Below are 23,444 nucleotides of genomic sequence, written 5' to 3'. Positions count from 1 at the left end.
AGACATGTTCAAGACGCGCCGGCGTTTTTATGAACCACTCATATAGCTATTAAGTGGTTGGCCTTTTTGAAATCCATGCCTAACAATGAAGCAAGACCTGACCGCGTCCGCAGCGGGCGCGAGCGCAGAAAGAGACTTCATGCCGACGATCAAGAAACCAGCCGCCGCCGATAGCGGGCCCGCCGCCGGCAAACACCAACGCCGTCTGCGCGACTTGCTGAACCGCTACGACGCCGCCTTCGCCGCCGGCGCGTCGCTGGACAGCCTGTTGCGCCAGCTGGAGCAAGTGCGCGATTACGCGCTGCGCCACGCCATAGGCGAAGCGCAGATGCTGTCCGCGCTGGCCGCCCAGCCCGCGCTGCCGCAGGACAGCGCCGCCGGACGACAGGCGCGGCAGATGCTCACCGACATGACCCACAGCCTGGGGCGGCAGCTGCTGCAACCGGCGCTGAGCGCCGCCGCCAAACCCCAGCCGCCGCCGGCCCAGGCCATGCTGGAGCAATTGGACGACGGCGTGCTGCTGCTGGAGCCCAGCGGCCAGCAAGTGCTGTACGCCAACGCCGCGCTGATGGAATTGCTGGGCCTCACCGAGCCGCCCGCCTATCCCCTCGCGCTCTCGGCGCTGGCGCCCGACAGCGGACTGGCCGAAGCGCTGCGGCCGCTGCTGGCCCTGCCCAAGGACAAACCCAGCCAGATCGCCGCCACCCCGCTGCGCCGGCCGGACGGCGACGCCGGCCATGCCGACATCCGCGCGCGGCCGCTGCGGGCCGAAGGCCAGGACTGCCTGCTGCTGACCTTCCACGACGCCACCGACCGGCTCACCTCCGAGCAACTGCTGACCCGCCATCTGGACATCCTCGCGCAACTGGCCGGCCTGTCCGCCGAACTGGCCAGCCAACCGGCCGAACCTCTGTGGGCGCGCATGAGCGGCCTGCTGGAGCGCGTGGGACGATTCCTGGGCGCCGACCGCTGCCTGCTGGCCCTGCTCGACGCCGAAGGCAAGCAAGTGCGCATCGCCCGAGAATGGCGAAACGAGGCGCGGGCGGCCGGACCGCCGGCCGAGGCCCCGGCCATCCCCCGCTCCAAACTCTGCTGGCTGGAACAACAGCTGGGCCAGCAACGCACCTTGCAACTGAACGACAGCGCCGACGCGCCGGAAGCCGCCGCCGCGCTGCGCCAATTGCTGGGCGACAACGGCCAGAGCGCGCTGCTGGCCACGCTGCGGCCTCGCCAATGCTGGCGCGGCGTGCTGGCGGTCAGCGCGCCGACGCCGCATAGCTGGCTGTGGATAGAGCAACACATGCTGCAATCGGTGGCGGACATGCTGTCCAACTTCCTGGAGCGCAGCCAATACCACAGCGACGCTCAACGCCGTCAGAGCGAGGCGCTGGCCCAGGCGCGGATAGGCCATTGGGAATGGCGGCGCGGCGACGCCGCCCCGCATTGGTCGGAAGAGCTGTACCAATTGTGGCGGCTGGACCCCGCCCGGCCCCCGCCGCCGCTGGCGCGCTTGCCCGCCTTGCTGCCGCCCGCCGACTGGCCGCCGCTGCGCCGCTGCCTGCGCCAAGTGCTGCGCCGGCGCGAAACCGCGCAGCTTGACCACCGCATCCTGCTGCCGGACGGCGGCGACCGCCACGTGCGCCATCACATCTCGCTGGAACAGGACGGCCGCGGCCGCGTCGTCCGCCTGAGCGGCACCTTGCAGGACATCAGCGAATTCAAGCGCCGCGAACAGACCCTGCAGCAGGCCGCCGCCGTTTACGAACACACTTTGGAAGGGGTGATGATCGCCGACGCCGATCTGCGCATCCTCGACGTCAACCCGGCCTTCAGCGCGCTCACCGGCTACGCCCGCGCCGACCTCTTGGGCCAGAGCCCGCGCCTATTGCATTCCGGGCGCCACGACACCGGCTTCTACCGCCGGCTGTGGCAGACCGTGGCGGAACACGGCCGCTGGCAAGGCGAAATCTGGAACCGGCACAAGGACGGCAGCGTGGCGCCGGCCTGGCTCACCGTCACCGCGGTGCGCGACGCCGACGGCGCGGTGCGCAACTACGTCGGCGTGTTCTCCGACATCGCCCAGATCAAGAAATCCGCCGCCGAAATGGCGCAGCTGGCGCATTACGACTCGCTGACCACCCTGCCCAACCGGCTGCTGTTCCTGTCGCGGCTGGAACACGCGATCCAGACCGCCAAACGCGAACGCCGCCGCGTGGCGGTCTTGTTCATCGATCTGGACAATTTCAAGCAGATCAACGACACCCGCGGCCACGGCGCCGGCGACCGCCTCTTGGTGGAAGTGGCCGCCCGGCTCAAGGACTGCCTGCGCGCCAACGACACCGTGGCCCGCATCGGCGGCGACGAATTCCTGATCCTGCTGGAGAACCAGAAAGCCGACAATCCGGTGATCGACATCGCCAACAAGATCGTCAAAGCCTGCGCCCGGCCGTTCCGCCTGGAAGAACAGGAGGTGGAAGTGGGCTGCAGCGTGGGCATCAGCATCTACCCGCGCGACGGCCAGGACGCGGAAACGCTGATGCGCAACGCCGACGCCGCCATGTACCAGGCCAAGAACGACGGCAAGGGCGCCTTCCGCTTTTACACCGAGGAACTGACCCAGCGCGCGCGGCTGCGGGTGGAACAGGAACGCGAGCTGCGCCTGGCGCTGGAGCGGCGCGAACTCTTCCTGGTGTTCCAGCCCAAATATCATCTGCAAAGCGGCGCCCTGATCGGCGCCGAGGCCTTGCTGCGCTGGCAGCACCCGAGCCGGGGCCTGATCGGGCCGGACACCTTCATTCCGCTGGCCGAGGAAACCGGCCTGATCATCCCGATCGGCAGCTGGCTGATCCGCCACGCCTGCGGCATTCTGCGCCGCTGGAAGGGCGCCGGCCTGTCGCCGGGTGTGCTCAGCCTCAATATCGCCGGCGCGCAAATCCAGCGCGCGCCCATTCTGCAAACCCTGAAACAGGCGCTGCGCGACTGCCGGGTTCCGCCGCAGCAGATCGAACTGGAAATCACCGAGCGCTTCGTGATGAGCAATCCGGACGCGCATCTGTCGGTGCTGCGCGAGCTGCGCCAACTGGGCGTCGGCCTGTCCATCGACGATTTCGGCACCGGCTATTCCTCGCTCAGCTATCTGCGCCAATTGCCGGTGCAAACGCTGAAAATCGACCAATCGCTGGTGCGCGGCCTGCCGGACCGCGAGCACGAAACCAGCATCAGCCTGGCCATCATCTCGCTGGCCAAAACCCTGCACCTGGGCCTGGTGGCCGAAGGCGTGGAAAACGAAGCCCAGCGCCGCTTCCTGCTGGACGCCGGTTGCGAGCACGGCCAAGGTTTTCTCTACGCCCGGCCGATGCCGGAAAACGAATTCGCCGAACTGGTCAAGAAAGGCGGCGCGGCCCCGCTCCGCCTCTAAACTAAATGAACCGGTTTACGATCCGCCGCGCTTAGACGGGATAGCGGGACAAGGGCGCTGAAACCCGCTTGCCAATGCGATTTTCAACACAACGGCGACGGCGGCGGATAAATCCATCTCCCTGATTTTTTTGTGAAAACCGCCTCATCGCCGCGTCTGATTCGGCCATTGCCGGATAAATTCTTGTATTTTTCTGACAAATCAGTGCGTTAGATATATAATACCGTTCGCCTCAGATTTTCTGATCGTTCCGGCAGCTGCCTGTCGGACGCTCCGCCTTGCCTGAGGGCTGCCTGTGAAGCCAGCCCCTCCCTAGCTTGGTTACCGAATAGACGCGCCAATAGCACCCGCTCGCGGCAGTCCATGTGACTGCCGCTGTGGCTGTTGGCCTACCGTATTAGAAAGGAATCGTAATGTCCAAAGAAGACATGATCGAACTGGAAGGTGTTGTCATTGAAATGTTGCCCGAGTCCCGCTTCCGCGTGCGTCTGGACAACAACGTCGAAATCCTGGCCTATGGCTCGGGCAAGATGAAGATGCACCGTATTCGCGTTCTGGTAGGCGACCGCGTCACTGTAGAGATGTCGCCCTACGACTTGACCAAGGGCCGCATCAATTTCCGTCATCCGACGGCGCCGGCCGGCGGCGGCACGCCTCGCCCCCATCACAACCGACGCCGTTGATCTGCCGGCATGACCCGCTATCGCGGTCATGCCCTGGAGCAACATTTGCGAGTCAATGAACTCAAACCCGGCGATTACATCGCCGAACAACACGATAGCGCCGCAATCACATTTACCGTGATTGCGGTCAATGCAGTAGGACGTCACTGTCACGTCACTTTTTCGTCGGAACTGGGCCTGGATTCCGCCAGCTACCCGCACGACGCCTGGATCAACGCCTCTCGCCCCTGAGACGGCCGCACGATCCGATTGACGCTCAACGCCGCACCCGTCCGGGATCTCACCCCGGCGCCCGCCGCGGCCGCTTCCGCCTTCTTCGCCCCTTCCGGCTTAGCCGCGCGCCGGCCGCATGGCCGCGTCAATCCCATTCTCCTTCAAAAAGTCGTTTGACATATCAAAAATTGGTTCCATAGTGGTATCTATGCCGTGCGTCGCGCGCGGCAGAAAACCATCTAGGGCAACCTCGAAAACCGCCGCGATCCGTTCAAGAGCAAGACGCGTCCTCTGACATCAGAACGCAAGCCCCGAGACTGCGCGCAAGGCAAAGCCAGAAGCCTGTGACTGAGCGAGGCCATCGGACCGCGCAACGGGTTTGTCGAGGCCCCCATAAACGGCTGCGATGATTTCGCGCGGCGTCCCCCGCGCCGGCAGCCCGACAACAGGAGCCAACATGCGCAAACCCTTCACCGCCCTGCTGCTGAGCCTGGCCTGCCAGTCCGTTTTGGCCGCGCCCTGGAACGCCGGCGCCGTCTATCAGGCCGGACAGCAAGTCCAATGGCAAGGCCAGGATTGGCAGGCCAAATGGCGCACCCGCGCCGAAACGCCGGCCGCCAATCCCAGAGGCAGCTGGACGCCGGCGGCGGCCCAGGCCACGGCTTTGGCCGAACCGGGCCAGCCTCAGCCGCCCACGCTGCAGCAAGCGCTGCAATACGAAGCCGCTCTGACCGACACCCCCTTCTTCCGCAACGTCAAAGCCTCGATCCGCACCCTGCCTAACGCCCAGGTGGAACAAGTGACCCCCGGCCGCGCCGCCAACCCGCTGAACGTGCGCCGGGTGGAGCGCCTGCTGCCTGCCGCCAAGTGGGAGTATTACTTCTCCCGCCGCGACGCCAGCTACAGCTACCAGCGCTTCTTGCAGGCCATCGCCAAGTTCCCCGCCATCTGCGACGACTACGGCGACGGCCGCGACGGCGACGCCATCTGCCGCCACAGCCTGGCCACCATGTTCGCCCACTTCGCCCAGGAAACCGGCGACCACAACCGCAGCGACACGGTGCCGGAATGGCGGCAAGGTCTGAAATACCTGCGCGAAATGGGCTGCGCCGAAACCGGCCCCGGCTGCGGCTACAACACCGAATGCGCCGATCCGGTGTTCAACAAGGTGTGGACCTGCGGCAAGAACGCCGACGGCAGCTGGAAAAAGTACTTCGGCCGCGGCGCCAAGCAGCTGTCCTACAACTACAACTACGGCCCCTTCTCCCAAGCCATGCACGACGGCGACCAATCCGTGCTGCTGAAGAACCCGGACCTGGTGGCCTCCACCTGGCTCAACCTGAGCTCGGCCACCTTCTTCTTCGTCTTCCCGCAGCCGCCCAAGCCGTCGATGCTGCATGTGCTGGACGGCACTTGGGTGCCCAACGCCGCGGACAAGGCCGCCGGCGCCGGCAACAACTTCGCCACCACCATCCAGATCATCAACGCCGAGTGCGGCGGCGGCACCGAGCGCCAGGCGGCGCAGAACCGCATCGATTACTACCGCCAGTTCGCCAAGGACCTGGGCTGGGACTACGGCAACGAGCAGCTGTCCTGCGCCAATATGCAGCGCTTCAGCGCCGCCAGCTCCGCCGCCTACAACATCTATTGGGAAAAGGACTGGAAATGGGGCAATGACTACAAATGCCAGCTGGTGAACTACCAGACCCCGTACAGCGCGCTGCAAGCCGGCAACTACCAGCGCTGCGTCGAGGACAACTGGAACGTCAAACTCAAATGAAATCGGCCGGCTCCGCTCGCGCGGGGCCGGCCTCGCCAACGACTGTTGTTCACCCGTGTTTCACCTCCTGTCCATTGGCCTTGTCTCCGCTCCACGATAAGAGCGGCTAACAAACCCCTGATGCTGCGTTGCGCCGACTTGTCGTACTCAAGTACTGCCTGCGTCGGCACGCCTTGCCTCAGCCGTAAAACTGATTTTTGTTAGCCACTCTAAGACATCGCGGCTAAACGCCGCGTCAATCCGGCCCCGTCCTCGCTAAAAATCGCGTCAAGAATTCCCTTGGGCACGGCGCTTGCTTCAGCCAAGCCGTCCCTTCTCCCCGGTGCCGCAATGTCCACGCCTCCGCCGCTGCGCCTGCTGCTGGTCAACGACCACGCCAAAACCATCGCCTCGCTGCGCCAGGCGCTGGCGCGCGCCGGCTACGCCGTTGTCGCCGAGGTGGACGGCGCCGCGGCGCTGCTGCAGGCGGTGGAGCGGCTGCGGCCGGACGTGGTGATCGTGGACACCGAATCCCCGTCGCGCGACACCCTGGAGCAGCTGGCGCTGCTGGGCGAGATCGCGCCGCACCCGGTGGTGATGTTCGCCGACCAGGGCGACCTGCCCACCATAGAAGCCGCCGTCCACGCCGGCGTGGCGGCCTATGTGGTGGACCAGGCCGACGCGGCGCGGCTGGCGCCCATCATCGACCTGGCCCGCGCCCGCTTCGCCGAGGACGCCCGGCTGCGACAGCGGCTGGCGGCGGCGGAACAGCAACTGGCCGAACGCAAGCTGATCGAGCGCGCCAAGGGCATTCTGATGGACAAGCGCCGGCTCAGCGAAAACGACGCCTACCAGGCGCTGCGCCGGCAGGCGATGCGCGAGGGCCTGCGCGTCGCCGATCTCGCCCGACAACTGATCCAGGCCGCCGAACTGCTAGGCTGAGCCGCGAGGAAATCCCATGACCGTCCCCCACCGCCTGCGCCTGGGCTATCTGCCGCTGACCGACAGCGCGCCGCTGATCGTCGCGCGCCAGCTCGGCCTGGACCGCCGCCACGGCCTTGAACTGGAATTGCTGCGCCAGCCTTCGTGGAGCGCGGTGCGCGACAAGCTGCTGGACGGCCGCCTGCACGCCGCCGCGGCGCTGTACGGCCTGGCCTACGGCATGCAGCTGGGCCTCGCCGGCCCGCAAGCGGACATGGCGCTGCTGATGACGCTGAACCAGAACGGCCAGGCCATCACCCTCAGCCACCCGTTGGCCGACGCTCTGGCGGCGGCGCCGCAGCAGGCCTTGCCGCGCCGCGTCCGCCAAGGCGGCGCGCCGCTGACGCTGGCGCACACCTTTCCCGCCGGCACCCACGCGTTGTGGCTCAATTACTGGCTGGCGGCGCAAGGCCTGGACCCGCTGCGCGACGCGCGCCTGGTGGTGATTCCGCCGCCGCAGATGGGCGCGGCGCTGGAAGCCGGCCAGCTGGACGGTTTTTGCGCGGGCGAGCCCTGGCACCAGCAGGCGGCGGCGCGCCAGGCCGGCCGCATCGCCGTCGCCAGCGGCGAGATCTGGCCCGGCCACCCGGAAAAAGCCCTGCTCTGCCGCCGTGGTTTCGCGCAAGAAGAACCGGCCGCCGCCGCCGCGCTGATCATGGCGCTGCTGGAGGCCTGCCGCTGGCTGGAGCACGGCGAAAACCGCCGCCAGGCGGCGCGCTGGCTGGCGCGGCCGGAGCATATCGCCCTGCCGGAAACGCTGATCGCCGCCACCCTGCCCTCGGCCGCCGCCGGCGCGTCGGCGCTGCGCTTCTTCGACCAGGGCCGGGTCAACCATCCCTATCCGTCCGACGGCGTCTGGTTCATCGACCAGTTCCGGCGCTGGGGCTGGCTGCGCGGCGACGAGGACGCGCAGGCCGTGGCCGCCGCGGTGAGCCAGAGCCGGCTTTACCGGCAGGCGGCAGACGCGCTGGGCCTGCCCGTGCCGGCCCGGCCGCAGCGCCGCAGCCGGCTGTGCGACGGCGTGGAGTGGGACGGACGGCCGCGCTACCCGGCGACGGAGCGTCTGCTTGATTAAGCCCCGCATGTTGCAACGCACAAACTCAGTGCGCGGCCGGCTATTTTCGCACCAGCGCGGTGCGGCTTCCCGCCGCGAATCCACGCGAAACCCGGATTTCCGGCTCGCGGAGGCTGGCACGGCGTTTGCATAAGTCAAGCCGGGCCTGGCACAAAGACGTGCCCCGCCCACCCCAAATGCTTGTCCGGCCAATGGCGGCCGGGACGGCAACGGACAACGGCGTCCGCTCCTGCTATCACCGAGGAGCGAACGCCGTTTTTATTTTGGCCGGCCCCCGGCCGCTCGCGGCACAGGAGTTTCGCATGGACCGTTCTTTCTGGCACACCGGGCACAAGCCCACCTTGCTGTCCGCCTTTCTCTACTTCGACCTCAGCTTCATGGTCTGGTATCTGCTGGGCCCGCTGCAGGTGCCCATCGCCGCCGCGCTGGACCTGGACACCCAAGAACGCGCGCTGATGGTGGCCACTCCCATCCTGGCCGGCGCGCTGCTGCGGCTGGCCGTCGGCATGCTGGCGGACCGCATCGGCGCCAAGCGCACCGGGCTGATCGCCCAGATCGTCGTCATCGCCGCCTTGCTCGCCGCCTGGCGCGTCGGCCTCTCCAGCCTGGGCGGCGCGCTGCTGCTGGGCCTGTTCCTGGGCGTGGCCGGCGCCTCCTTCGCCGTGGCGCTGCCGCTGGCCTCGCGCTGGTATCCGCCGGCGCATCAGGGCACGGCGCTGGGCATCGCCGGCGCCGGCAACTCCGGCACCGTGCTGGCGGCGCTGTTCGCGCCGGCGCTGGCGCTGCAGTTTGGCTGGCAGAACGTGTTCGGCCTCGCCTGTCTGCCGCTGCTGCTGGCGCTGCTGCTGTTCGCCCGGCTGGCCAAGGACGCGCCAGGCGCGCCGCCGCCCAAGCGCTGGGCCGATTATCTGGCGGTGCTGGCCCAGCGCGACGCCTGGTGGCTGATGCTGTTCTACGCCATCACCTTCGGCGGTTTCGCCGGCTTCGCCAGCGCGCTGCCCGGCTATTTCCACGACCAGTTCGGCTTCGACGCCAAGACCGCCGGGCTCTATACCGCCGCCTGCGTGTTCGCCGGCTCGATGATGCGGCCGCTGGGCGGCGTACTGGCGGACCGCGTCGGCGGCACCCGCTCGCTGCTGGCCGTCTACCTGGCGGTGGCGGCGCTGCTGTTCGCCGCCGGACTGGAAGCGGGCGGCGCCGGCGGCGCGCTGCTGCTGTTCGTGCTGGCCATGCTCTGCCTCGGCGCCGGCAACGGCGCGGTGTTCCAGCTGGTGCCGCAGCGCTTCGGCGGCGAGATCGGCGCGGTCACCGGCCTGATCGGCATGGCCGGCGGCGTCGGCGGCTTCCTGCTGGCTGCCGGCCTGGGCGTGATCAAGCAGGCCAGCGGCGGCTACGCCATCGGACTGTGGCTGTACGCCGCGCTGGCCTTGGCCGGCTGGGCCGGCCTGGCCGGGCTGCGCCAGCGCTGGCGCGCCGGCTGGTCTCTCGCCAGCGCCCGGCTCTGAACCCGCGAGGACATCCATCATGACCAAACCCAAACTCGTGGTGGTCGGCAACGGCATGGCCGGCATCCGCACCGTGGAAGAGCTGCTGACGCTGGCGCCGGACCTGTACGACATCACCGTGTTCGGCGCCGAGCCGCACCCCAATTACAACCGCATCCAGCTGTCGCCGGTGCTGGCCGGCGAACAGACCTTCGACGACATCGTGCTCAATCCGCGCGCCTGGTACGCCGAACGCGGCATCAGCCTTTACACCGGCAAGACCGTGGTGGAGCTGGACCGCGCGCGCCGCCTGGTGCGCGCCGACGACGGCAGCGTCGCCCCTTACGACAGGCTGCTGCTCGCCACCGGCTCGCTGCCGGTGATGCTGCCGCTGCCGGGCCGCGATCTCGCCGGCGTCATCGGCTACCGCGACATCCGCGACACCGAAGCCATGCTGGCCGCCAGCGCCGGCGGCGGCCGGGCGGTGGTGATAGGCGGCGGCCTGCTCGGCCTGGAAGCCGCCTACGGCCTGAAACAGCGCGGCATGGACGTCACCGTGGTCCACCTGGCGGACTGGCTGCTGGAAAGACAACTGGACCCCGCGGCCGCCCAGTTGCTGCAGGCCTCGCTGGAAGCGCGCGGCCTGCGCTTCCTGCTGGGCCGCCAGACCGCCGCGCTGCTGGACGACGGCCATGGCGCGGTGGCGGCGGCGAAGCTCGCCGACGGCGAAACCCTGGAGGCCAAGCTGGTGGTGATGGCGGTGGGCATCCGCCCCAATATCGCGCTGGCCGCCGGCGCCGGCCTGCACTGCGAGCGCGGCGTGGTGGTCAGCGACGCGCTGCAGACCTTCGACCCGCGCATCTACGCGGTGGGCGAATGCGTCAGCCACCGCGGCGTCTGCTACGGACTGGTGGCGCCGCTGTTCGAACAGGCCAAGGTCTGCGCCAACCATCTGGCCCAACTGGGCAGCAGCCGCTACCAGGGCTCGGTGATGGCCACCAAGCTCAAGGTCACCGGCATCGATCTGTTCTCCGCCGGCGACTTCATCGGCGGCGGCGATTGCGAAGAGATCGTGCTGTCCGACCCGGCCGGCGGCCTGTACAAGAAACTGGTGCTGCGCGAGGACAAGCTGATCGGCGTCTGCCTATACGGCGACACCGCCGACGGCGCCTGGTACTTCAAGCTGCTGCGCGAACAGCGCGCGATAGGCGATCTGCGCGAGCGGCTGATCTTCGGCGAAACCGCCATCGGCGACGTCGGCGTCCAAGGCCAGAGCCGCGCCGCCGGCATGCGGGACGGCGACGAAGTCTGCGGCTGCAACGGCGTCAGCAAGGGCGCCATCGTCAAAGCGATCAAGGAAAACGGCCTGTTCACCCTGGACGAGGTCAAGCAATGCACCAAGGCCGGCAGCTCCTGCGGCTCCTGCAGCGGCCTGGTGGAACAGATCCTGATGAACACCGTGGGTTCCAGCTTCCAGGAAGCGCCCAAGACCAAGGCCGTCTGCGGCTGCACCGATCACAGTCACGCCGAGGTGCGCAAGGCCATCCGCGACCACCGCCTGCTGGACCACGCCGCGGTCTACCACTTCCTGGAATGGCGCACCCCCAACGGCTGCGCCAGCTGCCGCCCGGCGATCAACTACTACCTGCTGTCCACCTGGCCGCGCGAGGCGGTGGACGATCCGCAAAGCCGCTTCGTCAACGAGCGGGTGCACGCCAATATCCAGAAGGACGGCACCTTCTCGGTGATCCCGCAGATGAAGGGCGGCGTCACCAACGCCGCCGAGCTGCGCCGCATCGCCGACGTGGCCGACAAATACCGGGTGCCCATGCTCAAGGTCACCGGCGGCCAGCGCATCGACCTGCTGGGCATCCGCAAGGAAGACCTGATCGATGTCTGGAAAGACCTGGGCATGCAATCCGGCCACGCCTACGGCAAATCCATCCGCACCGTGAAAACCTGCGTCGGCAGCGAATTCTGCCGCTTCGGCACCCAGAACAGCACCCAGATGGGCATAGACCTGGAAACCATGCTGGCCAATATGTGGGCGCCGCACAAGGTCAAGCTGGCGGTGTCCGGCTGCCCGCGCAACTGCGCCGAAGCCGGCATCAAGGACGTGGGCGTGATCGCGGTGGACTCCGGCTGGGAGCTGTACGTGGGCGGCAACGGCGGCATCAAGACTGAGGTGGCGCAATTCCTGTGCAAGGTGAAAACCGCCGAGGAAGTGAAGGAATACAGCGGCGCCTTCCTGCAGCTCTACCGCGAGGAGGGCTATTACCTGGACCGCACCGTCCGCTACATCGCCCGCGTCGGCCTGGATTACGTCAAGGCGCGGGTGGTGGACGACGCCGCCAACCGCCAGGCCTTGTACCAGCGGCTGCTGTTCGCGCTGGAAGGCCTGCCCGACCCCTGGGCCGCCCGCATCGCCGGCGCGCAGCGCCAGGAATACATCCCCTTGAAAGTCATCGCCTGAGGCCGCCATGGAACCCACCCCGCCCCCCTCCTCCCGCTGGCTGCGCATCTGCGCGCTGGACGACATCCCGCTGCTGGGCAGCCGCGTGCTGGCGCGCGACGACGGCGACATCGCCCTGTTCCGGCCGCAGCCGCAGCAAGTGTTCGCGCTCTTGGACCGCTGCCCGCACAAGGGCGGCCCGCTGAGCCAGGGCCTGGTGCACGGCGCGGCGGTCACCTGCCCGCTGCACGGCTGGACCCTCAATCTGGACGACGGCGAAGCCCAGGCGCCTGACCGCGGCTGCGCGCGACGCTTCCCGGTCAGCCTGCGGGACGGCGACGTCTACCTGCAACTGTGAACCCGGGGACCGCGCCATGACCACCACCCCCTCCACCTGCTGTTACTGCGGCGTCGGCTGCGGCGTGCTGATCCACAGCGACGGCGCGCGCGTCACCGGCGTGGAAGGCGATCCGGCCCACCCGGCCAACCACGGCCGGCTGTGCACCAAGGGCCTGGCGCTGGCGGACAGCTGCGCCAGCCCGTCCGGCCGCGCGCTGCACCCCGAACTGCGGCTGACCCGCGACGCCGCGCGCCGGCGCGTGGACTGGGACAGCGCGCTGGACACCGTGGCCGAGCGGCTGGCCGGCGTCATCCGCCGCCACGGGCCGGACGCGGTGGCGGTCTACGCCTCCGGCCAGCTGCTGACCGAGGACTACTATCTGTTCAACAAGCTGACCAAGGGCCTGATCGGCAGCAACAATATCGACACCAACTCCCGGCTGTGCATGTCCAGCGCCGTCAGCGGCTACAAGCTGGCGCTGGGCGCCGACGGCCCGCCCACCTGCTACCAGGACCTGGACCTGGCCGATTGCGTGCTGCTGGCCGGCAGCAATACGGCCTACGCCCACCCGGTGCTGTTCCGCCGGCTGGAGGCCGCCAAGGCGGCGCGGCCGGACCGCAAGTGGATCGTGGTGGACCCGCGCCGCACCGACACCGCGGCGCTGGCGGACCTGCATTTGCAGATCCAGCCCGGCAGCGACGTGGCGCTGTTCAACGGCATGCTGCACCACCTGATCTGGGAAGGGCTGATAGACGAGAGCTACATCGCCGCCCACACCGAGGGCTTCGACGCGCTCAAGCGCCTGCTGCGCGACTATTCGCCGCGCCAGGCCGCCGGCCTGTGCGGCATCGCCGAGGCCGATCTGACCACCGCCGCCGAATGGTTCGGCCGCAGCCCGGCCAGCCTGTCGCTGTACTGCATGGGCTTGAACCAGTCCAGCCACGGCACCGCCAAAAACCTGGCGCTGATCAATCTGCATCTGGCCGCCGGCCAGATCGGCCGCCCCGGCGCCGGCCCCTTCTCGCTGACCGGCCAGCCCAACGCCATGGGCGGCCGCGAAGTGGGCGGCATGGCCACCATGCTGGCCGCCCACCGCGATATCGCCAACCCGCAACACCGCGCCGAAGTGGCCGCCCACTGGGGCGTGCCGCCGGAGCGGCTCTCCGACCGCCCCGGCCTGCCGGCCGTCGCGCTGTTCGACGCGCTCAAGGCCGGTCGGGTCAAGGCGGTGTGGATAGTCTGCACCAATCCCGCCCACTCCTTGCCGGACCTGGAGCAAGCGCGCCAGGCGCTGGCCCAGGCCGAATTCGTCATCGTCCAGGACGCCTACGCCGACACCGACACCGCCGCCTGCGCCGACGCGCTGCTGCCCGCCGCCAGTTGGGGCGAAAAAGAAGGCACGGTCACCAACTCCGAACGCCGCATCAGCCGGGTGCGCGCCGCCGTGCCGCCGCCGGGCGAGGCGCGCGCCGACGGCTGGATCGCCGCCGAAGTGGGCCGCCGGCTGGAACGGCTGCTCTACCCGGACGCGCCCAGCCTGTTCGAACACAGCGAACCGGCGGCGGTGTTCGCCGAACACGCGGCGCTGACCGCCGGCCGTGATCTGGACCTCAGCGGCCTCAGCCACGCTCGGCTGGAGCGGGACGGCCCGCAGCAATGGCCGTTCCCGGCCGGCGCGGCCGCCGGCCAGGCTCGGCGTTACGAGGACGGCCGCTTTGCCACCGCCAACGGCCGCGCGCTGTTCCACGCCACGCCCTACCGGCCGCCGGCGGACGCGGTCAACGCCCATTACCCCTTCCGCCTGCTCACCGGCCGGCTGCGCGACCAATGGCACGGCATGAGCCGCAGCGGCCGGGTGGCGCGGCTGTTCTCCCACGCGCCGGAACCGACGCTGGACATGCACCCGGCCGACGCCGCCCGCCGCGGCCTCCAGGCCGGCGAACTGGTCAGGGTGGAAAGCCGGCGCGGCGGTCTGGTGCTGCCGCTGGCGCTTTGCGAGGAACTGCCGGGCGGCAGCGTGTTCGCCGCCATGCACTGGAGCGGCCAGCATCTGGACAGCGGCGGCGTCAACCAGGCCTGCTCGCCGGCGGTGGACCCGCAATCGTTCCAGCCCGAACTCAAGCACGCCGCGGTGCGGGTGGAACGCGCCGAACTGCCGTGGCGGGTGCGCGCCGCCAGCCGCCACCCGGACCTGCCGGCGCTGCGCGCGCGGCTGCAGCCCTTGCTGGCCGGCTGCGGCTACGCCGCGCTCAGCCTGCGCCCGCCGGACATCCTGGTGCTGAACGCCGCCCACGCCCAGCCGCGGCCGGACTGGCTCGCCGAGCTGACTTGGCTGCTGGACCTGGACGGCGGCCCGCAGCTGCAAACCTTCAGCGACGCGCGCCACGGCCTGGAACAACGCATCGCCTGGCGCGACGACGCGCCCTGGGCCTACGTCTTCGCCGGCGGCCAGGACGACGGCGCGCGGCTGCTGGCCGCGATGCAAAGCGGCCGGCCCTGGCCCGGCAGCCGGCTCAGCGCGCTGGTCCCCGGCGCCGCGGCCGCGCCCGCCGCCGCCGCGCGCATCGTCTGCAACTGCCTGCAAGTGGACGCCGAGCGCATCCAGGCGGCCATCGCCGACGGCGCGGACCTGGCCGGACTCAAGGCGCGGCTGGGTTGCGGCGGCGTTTGCGGCTCCTGTCTGCCGGAACTGAAACGCATGCTGGCGCGACAGGCGGAACGGGAATATTGAAACCCCGGCGCGGAACTCTATGCTAAGGGAGTCCGGCGCTGTTACCCTCTGCGCAGGCGATAGCGATGGATGCGTGGATTGGGCTTGAAACAGATAGGACTGCTGATCGCGGCGCTGGCCGCGCAGCCGGCGGCGGCGGCGACGCTGGACATGGTTTACGGCGCGGTGGCCTCGGACCCGTATATGAGCGGCGAAGGCGATCAAATGCCGCCCCACCCCGGCGCGGTGGTGGAAATGGCGCAGGCGGCGGCCAAGGGCTGCCGGATCGCGCTTAAGCTGTCGCGGCTGCCGGGCAAGCGCCTGCTCACCGAGATGCAGCACGATCAGCATGACGCCGCCTTCATGTTCTCCCACAACAAAGAACGCGAAGCCTATTTCGATTACCCGATGCAGGGCGAGGAACCCGACCCGCGCTACCGGCTGACCACGCTGGCCTACTCCTTGTACGCGCTGAAAAACGCGCCGCCGGCCTGGAACGGCAAGAACCTGCCGGCGCTGGGCGCCATCGGCGTCAACGCCGGCTGGTCCATCGCCGACGATCTACGCGCCAAGGGCGCCCAAGTGGAGGCCGCCAAAGACACCGAGATGAACTTCCGCAAACTGCTGGCGCGCCACATCGCCGCCTACGCCACGCAGAACCACATCGGCGACCGCTATCTGGAAGACCACCCGCAGGCCGGCATCGTCCGCCTGCAGCCGCCGCTGTCGCGCAAGGACTACTATCTGGTGTTGGGCAAGCGCTGGCACCGGGACAATCCGGCCCTGGCGCGCTGCCTGTGGCAGCAGATAGGCAAACTGCGCGAAACCCTGCTGCCCGCGCTGCTGCGCCGCCCCTGGTACCAACAACCCTGAGAGGGCGTTTACCATCTCGCGAACCAAGGCGAGACCAGGCCTTGCTGCGGAAGCAGCGGAGTGTACAAGGGCCGTTCTCAACGCCGTATCGCCGACGCGCAGCAGATCGTCAACCGACTCTGAGCCGGGCCGGCGCTCAAACCGGCTCGCCGCCCAACTCCGCCGTCAGCTCCTCCACCTCCAGCAAATGGGCGCGGTCGTGCTGCAACATGTCCTCGGCCAAATCCTCCAGACTCATCCGCCGCTCGCCGCCAAACAGACATAGCCGCCCGCGCTGGGCCGCTTCGGCGCCGGCCAGCGCTGTCAGCAAATGCCGCCGTCCGGCCAGGAAATCGTCCAAGGCCGCTGAGCCGTCCTGCTCCAGATAAGCCAGTTCGCGCGACATTTCAGTGCCGTCTACCGACGGAATATCCGGCATGTCCTCGGTCAATACCCTTGCCACCCTTTGGCAGAAAATCCGGTCCAGATCGCGCAGATGGCAGGCATGCTCCACCGCGGCAAAATCGATGCCGTCCGGCCGCCGCCGCCAGTCCGCGACCGGAATCACGCGCAGCGCCGCCGCCAACTGGGCCGGCATCGCCCGCAGCGCCTCCAGCCGCTGCTCCCAGTCCAACTGTTGCGGCCTAGGCGTCCACACCACCCCGTAAGTGAAATAACCGCCCGGTACCCGGCCGCGCGGCCGCAACACCTCGTGATAATGGCGGCGCATCACCTCCGCCACCATCGCGCCGCAAAACTGGCGCGCGCTGGCGTCCGCCTCCACTTCCGGAAACAGCTGGCGCACATCGTGGACGATGGCCGCAATCGCCGGCACTTCGGCGCGCGACAAGGCCGCGTATTCCACATAACGCTGCGGCGTGTCGATCAAAGCCTCCAACTGGCGGCCCAACGCCTGTTCGCGAAAGACATCAAAACGGGAGTGCATAAGAGCCTCTTATTTAACGTATCAAAATGATACCTTAGTAAACGGCGCAACAAGCGTCAAGTCTGATTTTTGTCATAATTAATCAAACTTAAACAAGACAAATGATTGCAGATTCATGACGGCATTCGGATAATGCTAAACGTTTATTTAAAATCACCCGGCGACATGCAAGCGCAAGCCACGCCTGCCTGTGCCGGTCCGGCTTCAAGAGGAGAATGGAATGTGGTTCCGGAACAAGGACAAGGCCGCGCGCGAGCAGGCGGAGCGCTTGCAACTCAGCCAGGAGGCGGAGCGAATGCGCCAGGAGCTGCAACACACCCGCAGCCGCGCCGATGAAGCCGAACGCCAGCTGGCCGCCAGTCAGGCCAAAGTTCAGGAACTGAACGGACTGATCGCCAACCTCTCCGCCTTCGCCCAATCGATGACCGACACCCAGCAGTCGCTGGCCACCCTCTCCAGCGTGATGAGCCGGGAAAAAGACCGCGCCGTCGCCGCTCAGGGCATTTCGCTGCGCAGCCGCCAATCCATAGACCAGATCGCCGCCGATCTGTCCAAACTGGCCGGCGCCTCGCAGGGCGCGGCGGAAAAAGTGGGGGAACTGGACGCCCGCGCCCAGGAGGTGGGCGGCATCGTGCAACTGATCCGCGACATCGCCGACCAGACCAATCTCTTGGCCCTGAACGCCGCCATCGAAGCGGCGCGCGCCGGCGAGCAAGGCCGCGGCTTCGCCGTGGTGGCCGACGAAGTACGCAAGCTGGCCGAACGCACCGCCACCGCCACCGCCGACATCGCCAAGCTGGTGGAGCAGATCCGCGGCGACAGCGCCGGCAGCCGCAGCCAGATGGAGCAATTGGCGGAACAAGCCGCCGGTTTCAGCCAGGACGGCGAGGCCGCCGCCGGCACCATGAAACAATTGCTGGACATGTCCACCAGCATGGAAGGCAGCATCGCCGCCTCCGCGCTGCGCGGTTTCTGCGAACTGGCCAAGATGGACCACCTGATCTACAAATTCCGCGTCTACCAGGTGATGTTCGGCCTGTCGGACGAGGACATCGGCCACTTCGGCTCGCATCAGCACTGCCGCTTCGGCAAGTGGTATTACGAAGGCGAAGGCCGCGCCGGCTTCTCCCACCTGCCCGGCTTCCGCGAAATCGAAGCGCCGCACGCCAAGGTGCACACCGCGGCGCTGGACGCCTTGCGCGCCCACGCCGACGGCGACAGCCGGGCCGCGGTGGAACATGTCGCGATGATGGAAGCCGCCAGCCTGCAAGTGCTGGCCGGGCTGGAACACATGGCCGGCGCCGGCGAAACGGAAGCGCGCCATGGCTGAGGCCGTCTTCTCCATCCGCCCGCTGCAAGCCGGCGATCACGCCGGCTGGCTGCCCTTATGGCGCGACTACAACGCCTTCTACGGCCGCGTCGGCGTCAGCGCCCTGCCCGAGGAGGTGGACCGGGAAACCTGGCGCCGCCTGCTCGCGCCGGAGGAACCGGTGCGCGGGCTGGCCGCGGTCGCCGACGGCGCGCTGCTGGGCATCGCCCACCTGCTCTACCACCGCAGCACCATCCAGATCCAGGACAGCGCCTATCTGCAGGATCTATACGTTGCGCCGGCGGCGCGGGGCGGCGGCGTCGCCCGCGCGCTGCTGCTAGCCGCCGCGGAACGGGCGCGCGACGACGGCGCCGCCATGCTGTACTGGCGCACCGCCGGCGACAACCTCGTCGCGCGCCGCCTGTACGACCAGGTGGCGGAGCTGGCGGACGCGGTGATCTACCGCCAAATCTTGTAAGCCGGCCGGATCAGCGCAGCACGTCCAGCAAGATATCCGCGATCAAGCCGCTGGCCGCCACCAGCACCAGGTCCGCGCCCACCGCCCGCCACTCGTAACCGGGGTGGCGCGGCAGCTGGCTCAGCAAGGGCGCCGGCAAGACCTGCTTGGCGATGCCGGGCGGCAGCGGCTTGCCGCGCGCCAGGCGCTTGCGCATGCCCGGCGGCAAGGATTTATAGCCGGTCACCCCGGAATCCAGCGCCAGGCGCCGCGCGGCGGCGACGCTGATGCCCGCCGCCACCAAATCCCGGTCCGACCGCTCCGGCGACGCTTCCCTGTCCTTGTCTTTATCCTTGTGCTTGCCCTGCCCCTGGCCATGACCCTGGCCCTTGCCTTCCGGCGGATTGGCCAGCGCCGGCGCCGCCAGCGCCGCCGCCAACAAGCACACAGACCATTGCTTCCATCGCTTCATCTTCGTCTCCCGTCTCTGTTGAGCCCGATTTAGATTATCGACCACGCGCCGGCCAAGCTTGAGTCCAACTGTATCTCGCACCCGACAAAATATATTGATCGCTACATAATTGTAGAATACGCTACAAAAAAATGGAGCGCATCATGGACTGGCTGCTGCTGATCACTTCTTTGCCCACCGAAAACGCCACCGCGCGCATGCGCGCCTGGCGCGCCTTGAAAGCCTGCGGCTCCGCCGCGCTGCGCGACGGCGCCTACCTGTTGCCCGGCAGCAACGCCCGGCTGCAACAATTGGAGGCCATCGCCTCCGACATCCAACAACACGGCGGCGTCGCGCGGCTGCTGGCCTGCCGGCCGCTGGACGGCAGCGATTTTCCGCCGCTGTTCCAGCGCGACGCCGACTATCAGCAGCTGCGGCAGGACATCCAGGAACAACTGAGCGGGCTGGACCCCGACAACGCCGCCGAGCGGCTGAAACAATGGCGGCGGCTGAGCAAGACCCTGGCCGGCGTCGCCGCCATCGATTTCTTCCCCGGCGCCGGCCAGCAACAGGCGCAAGCCGCGCTGCAACAGCTGGAAACCGCCATCCAGCTGCAATTGTCGCCGGGCGAGCCTCATAGTCTGGACATGCAGATTCCGCGCCGCGCCGTGGCCGAGCACCAAGGCCGGACCTGGGCCACCCGCCGCCGCCCCTGGGTGGACCGGTTGGCCTCGGCCTGGCTGATCCGCCGCTTCATCGATCCGCAGGCGCGCATCCTGTGGCTGGCCGCGCCCGGCGACTGCCCGCCGGAGGCGCTGGGCTTCGATTTCGACGGCGCCGCCTTCACCCATGTCGGCGACAAGGTCAGCTTCGAGGTGCTGCTGGCCAGCTTCGGTCTGGACGCGCCCCCGCTGCGAAGGCTGGCCGAGCTGGTCCATTATCTGGACGTGGGCGGCGCGGCGCCGCCGGAAGCCAGCGGCGTGGAAACCGTGCTGGCCGGCTTGCGCGCCGCGCTGAGCGACGACGACCAATTGCTGAGCGCCGCCGCCCATATCTGGGACGGGCTCTACCAACAGTTCGCCAAGGAGAGCTGATCATGCCGCCCAGCCCCCGCGACGCCGCGCCCGCCCCCGTCGGCTTCCGGCAAGCGCTCCGTTTCTGGCTCAAGCTGGGCCTGATCAGCTTCGGCGGCCCGGCCGGCCAGATCGCCATCATGCACCAGGAGCTGGTGGAGCGCCGGCGCTGGATTTCCGAACGCCGCTTCCTGCACGCCCTGAATTACTGCATGTTGCTGCCCGGGCCGGAAGCGCAGCAACTGGCCACCTATATCGGCTGGCTGCTGCACCGCGGCTGGGGCGGCGTCGCCGCCGGCGCGCTGTTCGTGCTGCCGTCCTTCTTCCTGCTGGTGCTGCTGTCCTGGGTCTATATCGCCTACGGCCACCTGGCCTGGATCGCCGGCCTGTTCTACGGCATCAAGCCCGCGGTGGTCGCCATCGTGGCCCAGGCGGCCTGGCGCATCGGCACGCGCACGCTGAAACGGCCCTGGCTGTGGGGCGTGGCGCTGGCCTCGCTGTGCGCCATCGCGCTGTGGCAAACCCCCTTCCCGCTGATCGTGCTGGCGGCGGCCTTGATCGGCGCGCTGGCCGGCCGGCTGCGGCCGCGCTGGTTCCAGGCCGGCGGCCACGGCGGCGCGGACGCGCATTACGGCCCGGCGCTGATCGACGATCACACCCCGCCGCCGGCGCACGCCCGCTTCTCCTGGCTACGGCTGGGCCGCGCGGCGCTGGCCGGCCTGCTGCTGTGGAGCTTGCCGATGGCGCTGCTGACAGCCGCCTACGGCTGGCACGGCGGCTTCACCCAGATGGGCTGGTTCTTCACCAAGGCCGCGCTGCTGACCTTCGGCGGCGCCTACGCGGTGCTGCCCTATGTCTACCAGGGCGCGGTGGCGCATTACGGCTGGCTGAGCGCCGGCCAGATGCTGGACGGCCTGGCGCTGGGCGAAACCACCCCGGGGCCGCTGATCATGGTGGTGGCCTTCGTCGGCTTCGTCGGCGGCTACGCCAAGGCCCTGCTGGGCCCGGAGCACCTGTTCCTGGCCGGCGCGCTGGCCGCGGCGCTGGTCACCTGGTTCACCTTCCTGCCCTCCTTCGTCTTCATCCTGGCCGGCGGCCCGCTGATCGAACACAGCCATGGCGAGATCCGCCTGACCGCGCCGCTGACCGCCGTCACCGCCGCCGTGGTCGGGGTGATCGCCAACCTCGCCCTGTTCTTCGGCTGGCATGTGCTGTGGCCGCAAGGCTGGCGCGGCGGCGTGGACGGGGCCGCCGCCACCATCGCCGCGCTGGCGGCCTGGGCGCTGCTGAAAAAACAAGTCAAGGCGATGCCGGTGATAGCCGGCGCGGCGCTGGCCGGCCTGCTGCTCAGCCTGTGGCGCCTGCCGTGAACGCATTCCCCCATCGAGAAAGGCCTCCCGCATGCAGCCCCGCATCCCCGCCACCATCTGGGCCCTGGGCCTGGTCAGCCTGTGCATGGACATGTCCTCCGAGATCATCCACGCGCTGCTGCCGGTCTTCCTGGTCTCCACCCTGGGCGTCAGCGCGCTGACCCTGGGCGTCATCGAAGGCCTGGCCCAGGCCACCGCGCTGATCCTGCGCGTGTTCTCCGGCGCCATCAGCGACTACTGGGGCCGCCGCAAAGGCCTGCTCTTGCTGGGCTACGGCCTGGCGGCGCTGAGCAAGCCGCTGTTCCCGCTGGCTCACAGCGCCGAAACCGTGCTGGCCGCGCGGCTGATGGACCGCGTGGGCAAGGGCATACGCGGCGCGCCGCGCGACGCGCTGGTGGCCGAAGTCGCGCCGCCGGCCATCCGCGGCGCCTGTTTCGGCCTGCGCCAGTCCATGGACACCGTCGGCGCCTTCGCCGGCCCGCTGCTGGGCATCGCGCTGATGTTCTGGCTGGCGGACGACATCCAGCAAGTGCTGTGGTGGGCCTGCCTGCCGGCCTTGCTGGCGGTGCTGCTGCTGGCGGCCGGCGTGCGCGAGCCGGACGGCGGCGAACGCAAGCCCTTCCGCTCGCCGCTGCGCCTGGCGCTGCTGCGCCGCTTCTCCGGCCGCTACTGGTGGATCGTCGCCATCGGCGCGCTGTTCACCCTGGCCCGCTTCAGCGAGGCCTTTCTGGTGCTGCTGGCGCAGCGCCACGGCCTGCCGCTGAGCTGGCTGCCGCTGGTGATGGTGGTGATGAGCCTGGTCTTCGCGCTCACCGCCTACCCGGTGGGCGTGCTGGCCGACCGCTGCAGCAAGAGCGCGCTGCTGGCGACAGGCCTGCTGATCCTGATCCTGGCCGACGTCACGCTGGCGCTGTCCGGTTCCGTCGCCGTCACGCTGGCCGGCATCGCCCTGTGGGGGCTGCACCTGGGCTTCACCCAGGGCCTGCTGGCCACGCTGGTGGCGGAGGAAACGCCGGCCGACATGAAGGGCACCGCCTTCGGCCTGTTCAATCTGGTCAGCGGCCTGTGCCTGCTGCTGGCCAGCGTGCTGGCCGGCTGGATGTGGGACCGCCACGGCAGCGCCAGCACCTTCGTCGCCGGCGGCGCCTTGGCCGCGCTGGCGCTGGCGGCCACCTTGCTGTGGCATAGCCGGGAACGGCGGCTGGCCGGCCAGGCCGCATAAACACCAGATCGGGCAATGCCCGCCATGGACAAGCAACAGGACAATGCGGTGAAATACGACATCATAAAAACAGCAAGGCCGCCGCATGTCCCACACCTTCGTCTCCTCCATCGTCTGGCAACGGCTGGACGCCTCCGGCCACGACTACGCGGCGCTTGAACAGAGCGAGCAAGGCCCGCGCCTCAAGGGCTGCGCCGTCTTCGTCGAAGACGGCGTCAACTGCCTGCTGCAATACCAGGTGGACTGCGCGCCGGACTGGAGCACCCGTCGCGTCGAGGTGAACGGCTACCGCGGCGCGGAAGCCATCGCCCTGCGGCTGGAAACCGACGCCGAAGGCCGCTGGCGGCTCAACGGCGCGGAACAGCCGCAAGTGCAAGGCTGCGTCGACATCGACCTGGCCTTCACCCCGGCCACCAATCTGCTGCCCATCCGCCGCGGCCGGCTTGAGATCGGCGCGGCGCTGGAACTGAACGCCGCCTGGCTGCAATTCCCGGCGCTGACCCTGGCGCCGCTGCCGCAGCGCTACACCCGCCTGTCCGAGATCGGCTACCGCTACGAATCGCGACAAGGCGCGTTCCAGGCCGAACTCAGCCTCACCCCGGACGGCCTGCCGCGCGACTACCAGGGCCTGTGGCGGGAGGCGCGCTGA

At 68.7% G+C, this 23,444-nt stretch carries 19 protein-coding genes; 17 read left to right on the top strand and 2 right to left on the bottom strand.

The window, feature by feature from the left end:
• The first annotated feature begins 139 nt into the window (after window positions 1–139).
• The 11 genes from ACODRW_RS05670 to ACODRW_RS05620 all read left to right on the top strand — a co-directional run bounded on the left by ACODRW_RS05670 (window position 140) and on the right by ACODRW_RS05620 (window position 15,988).
• Window positions 140–3,418, top strand: a complete 3,279-nt coding sequence (locus ACODRW_RS05670; RefSeq protein ID WP_488905335.1) for a sensor domain-containing protein — start codon at window positions 140–142, stop codon at window positions 3,416–3,418.
• A gap of 413 nt (window positions 3,419–3,831) precedes the next feature.
• Window positions 3,832–4,101: a translation initiation factor IF-1 gene (gene infA, locus ACODRW_RS05665; RefSeq protein WP_019104365.1), complete on the top strand. Its 270-nt coding sequence runs from the start codon at window positions 3,832–3,834 to the stop codon at window positions 4,099–4,101.
• Window positions 4,102–4,110: 9 nt separating this feature from the next.
• On the top strand, window positions 4,111–4,332 hold the full coding sequence (locus ACODRW_RS05660) for a hypothetical protein (protein WP_048409173.1): 222 nt from the start codon (window positions 4,111–4,113) through the stop codon (window positions 4,330–4,332).
• Window positions 4,333–4,771: 439 nt separating this feature from the next.
• A complete protein-coding gene (locus ACODRW_RS05655) occupies window positions 4,772–6,094 on the top strand; it encodes a glycoside hydrolase family 19 protein (protein ID WP_488905334.1) in 1,323 nt (440 codons plus the stop codon).
• A 330-nt stretch (window positions 6,095–6,424) separates the two neighbouring features.
• Entirely contained in the window at window positions 6,425–7,015 is a 591-nt protein-coding gene (locus ACODRW_RS05650) for an ANTAR domain-containing response regulator (protein ID WP_107800268.1), read from the top strand.
• 16 nt (window positions 7,016–7,031) lie between these two features.
• The gene (locus ACODRW_RS05645) at window positions 7,032–8,129 is read left to right on the top strand and encodes a CmpA/NrtA family ABC transporter substrate-binding protein (RefSeq protein WP_488905333.1); all 1,098 of its coding nucleotides are present in this window, start codon (window positions 7,032–7,034) and stop codon (window positions 8,127–8,129) included.
• A 302-nt stretch (window positions 8,130–8,431) separates the two neighbouring features.
• Window positions 8,432–9,634, top strand: a complete 1,203-nt coding sequence (locus tag ACODRW_RS05640) for an MFS transporter (RefSeq protein ID WP_048409169.1) — start codon at window positions 8,432–8,434, stop codon at window positions 9,632–9,634.
• A gap of 19 nt (window positions 9,635–9,653) precedes the next feature.
• Window positions 9,654–12,086: a nitrite reductase large subunit NirB gene (gene nirB / locus ACODRW_RS05635; protein WP_235089439.1), complete on the top strand. Its 2,433-nt coding sequence runs from the start codon at window positions 9,654–9,656 to the stop codon at window positions 12,084–12,086.
• Window positions 12,087–12,093: 7 nt separating this feature from the next.
• Entirely contained in the window at window positions 12,094–12,423 is a 330-nt protein-coding gene (gene nirD, locus ACODRW_RS05630; protein ID WP_048409167.1) for a nitrite reductase small subunit NirD, read from the top strand.
• 16 nt (window positions 12,424–12,439) lie between these two features.
• Window positions 12,440–15,136, top strand: a complete 2,697-nt coding sequence (locus tag ACODRW_RS05625; RefSeq protein WP_488905332.1) for a nitrate reductase — start codon at window positions 12,440–12,442, stop codon at window positions 15,134–15,136.
• A gap of 84 nt (window positions 15,137–15,220) precedes the next feature.
• A complete protein-coding gene (locus tag ACODRW_RS05620; protein ID WP_227107578.1) occupies window positions 15,221–15,988 on the top strand; it encodes a type 2 periplasmic-binding domain-containing protein in 768 nt (255 codons plus the stop codon).
• Between the two features lie 136 nt (window positions 15,989–16,124).
• Here the strand turns inward: ACODRW_RS05620 and ACODRW_RS05615 are convergent, their stop codons facing one another.
• Window positions 16,125–16,913, bottom strand: coding sequence for a DinB family protein (locus tag ACODRW_RS05615; protein ID WP_488905331.1), 789 nt, complete (start codon window positions 16,911–16,913; stop codon window positions 16,125–16,127).
• Between the two features lie 220 nt (window positions 16,914–17,133).
• Between ACODRW_RS05615 and ACODRW_RS05610 the strand changes: the two genes are divergently transcribed.
• Together ACODRW_RS05610 and ACODRW_RS05605 are read left to right on the top strand one after the other, a co-directional pair.
• Window positions 17,134–18,243: a methyl-accepting chemotaxis protein gene (locus ACODRW_RS05610; RefSeq protein WP_305883544.1), complete on the top strand. Its 1,110-nt coding sequence runs from the start codon at window positions 17,134–17,136 to the stop codon at window positions 18,241–18,243.
• The gene (locus ACODRW_RS05605; RefSeq protein WP_227107575.1) at window positions 18,236–18,700 is read left to right on the top strand and encodes a GNAT family N-acetyltransferase; all 465 of its coding nucleotides are present in this window, start codon (window positions 18,236–18,238) and stop codon (window positions 18,698–18,700) included. The genes ACODRW_RS05610 and ACODRW_RS05605 overlap by 8 nt, the downstream gene beginning before the upstream one ends.
• Window positions 18,701–18,710: 10 nt before the next feature.
• On the opposite strand, the gene ACODRW_RS05600 is transcribed toward ACODRW_RS05605, so the two are convergent.
• Window positions 18,711–19,151 (bottom strand): anti-virulence regulator CigR family protein, encoded by a 441-nt coding sequence (locus ACODRW_RS05600; protein WP_227107573.1) that lies wholly within the window; start codon window positions 19,149–19,151, stop codon window positions 18,711–18,713.
• Window positions 19,152–19,294: 143 nt separating this feature from the next.
• Here ACODRW_RS05600 and ACODRW_RS05595 point away from each other — a divergent pair, with 143 nt between their 5' ends.
• The 4 genes from ACODRW_RS05595 (at window position 19,295) to ACODRW_RS05580 (ending at window position 23,444) form a co-directional block, all read left to right on the top strand.
• A complete protein-coding gene (locus ACODRW_RS05595; protein ID WP_488905330.1) occupies window positions 19,295–20,224 on the top strand; it encodes a chromate resistance protein ChrB domain-containing protein in 930 nt (309 codons plus the stop codon).
• A gap of 2 nt (window positions 20,225–20,226) precedes the next feature.
• On the top strand, window positions 20,227–21,573 hold the full coding sequence (chrA, locus tag ACODRW_RS05590; RefSeq protein ID WP_488905329.1) for a chromate efflux transporter: 1,347 nt from the start codon (window positions 20,227–20,229) through the stop codon (window positions 21,571–21,573).
• 31 nt (window positions 21,574–21,604) lie between these two features.
• A complete protein-coding gene (locus ACODRW_RS05585; RefSeq protein ID WP_107800279.1) occupies window positions 21,605–22,795 on the top strand; it encodes an MFS transporter in 1,191 nt (396 codons plus the stop codon).
• A gap of 85 nt (window positions 22,796–22,880) precedes the next feature.
• Window positions 22,881–23,444, top strand: coding sequence for a putative glycolipid-binding domain-containing protein (locus ACODRW_RS05580; RefSeq protein WP_235089445.1), 564 nt, complete (start codon window positions 22,881–22,883; stop codon window positions 23,442–23,444).

It is taken from the genome of Chromobacterium sp. FG89 (assembly GCF_057808735.1).
The sequence above is the reverse complement of the archived record's forward strand: the minus strand, read 5'-3'. Positions and strand labels throughout refer to the sequence as shown.

Coding starts and splice junctions, on each gene's coding strand:
- ACODRW_RS05670 (WP_488905335.1), top strand. CDS start 140: ATGCCGACGATCAAGAAACCAGCCGCCGCCGATAGCGGGCCCGCCGCC.
- infA (WP_019104365.1), top strand. CDS start 3,832: ATGTCCAAAGAAGACATGATCGAACTGGAAGGTGTTGTCATTGAAATG.
- ACODRW_RS05660 (WP_048409173.1), top strand. CDS start 4,111: ATGACCCGCTATCGCGGTCATGCCCTGGAGCAACATTTGCGAGTCAAT.
- ACODRW_RS05655 (WP_488905334.1), top strand. CDS start 4,772: ATGCGCAAACCCTTCACCGCCCTGCTGCTGAGCCTGGCCTGCCAGTCC.
- ACODRW_RS05650 (WP_107800268.1), top strand. CDS start 6,425: ATGTCCACGCCTCCGCCGCTGCGCCTGCTGCTGGTCAACGACCACGCC.
- ACODRW_RS05645 (WP_488905333.1), top strand. CDS start 7,032: ATGACCGTCCCCCACCGCCTGCGCCTGGGCTATCTGCCGCTGACCGAC.
- ACODRW_RS05640 (WP_048409169.1), top strand. CDS start 8,432: ATGGACCGTTCTTTCTGGCACACCGGGCACAAGCCCACCTTGCTGTCC.
- nirB (WP_235089439.1), top strand. CDS start 9,654: ATGACCAAACCCAAACTCGTGGTGGTCGGCAACGGCATGGCCGGCATC.
- nirD (WP_048409167.1), top strand. CDS start 12,094: ATGGAACCCACCCCGCCCCCCTCCTCCCGCTGGCTGCGCATCTGCGCG.
- ACODRW_RS05625 (WP_488905332.1), top strand. CDS start 12,440: ATGACCACCACCCCCTCCACCTGCTGTTACTGCGGCGTCGGCTGCGGC.
- ACODRW_RS05615 (WP_488905331.1), bottom strand. CDS start 16,913: ATGCACTCCCGTTTTGATGTCTTTCGCGAACAGGCGTTGGGCCGCCAG.
- ACODRW_RS05610 (WP_305883544.1), top strand. CDS start 17,134: ATGTGGTTCCGGAACAAGGACAAGGCCGCGCGCGAGCAGGCGGAGCGC.
- ACODRW_RS05605 (WP_227107575.1), top strand. CDS start 18,236: ATGGCTGAGGCCGTCTTCTCCATCCGCCCGCTGCAAGCCGGCGATCAC.
- ACODRW_RS05600 (WP_227107573.1), bottom strand. CDS start 19,151: ATGAAGCGATGGAAGCAATGGTCTGTGTGCTTGTTGGCGGCGGCGCTG.
- ACODRW_RS05595 (WP_488905330.1), top strand. CDS start 19,295: ATGGACTGGCTGCTGCTGATCACTTCTTTGCCCACCGAAAACGCCACC.
- chrA (WP_488905329.1), top strand. CDS start 20,227: ATGCCGCCCAGCCCCCGCGACGCCGCGCCCGCCCCCGTCGGCTTCCGG.
- ACODRW_RS05585 (WP_107800279.1), top strand. CDS start 21,605: ATGCAGCCCCGCATCCCCGCCACCATCTGGGCCCTGGGCCTGGTCAGC.
- ACODRW_RS05580 (WP_235089445.1), top strand. CDS start 22,881: ATGTCCCACACCTTCGTCTCCTCCATCGTCTGGCAACGGCTGGACGCC.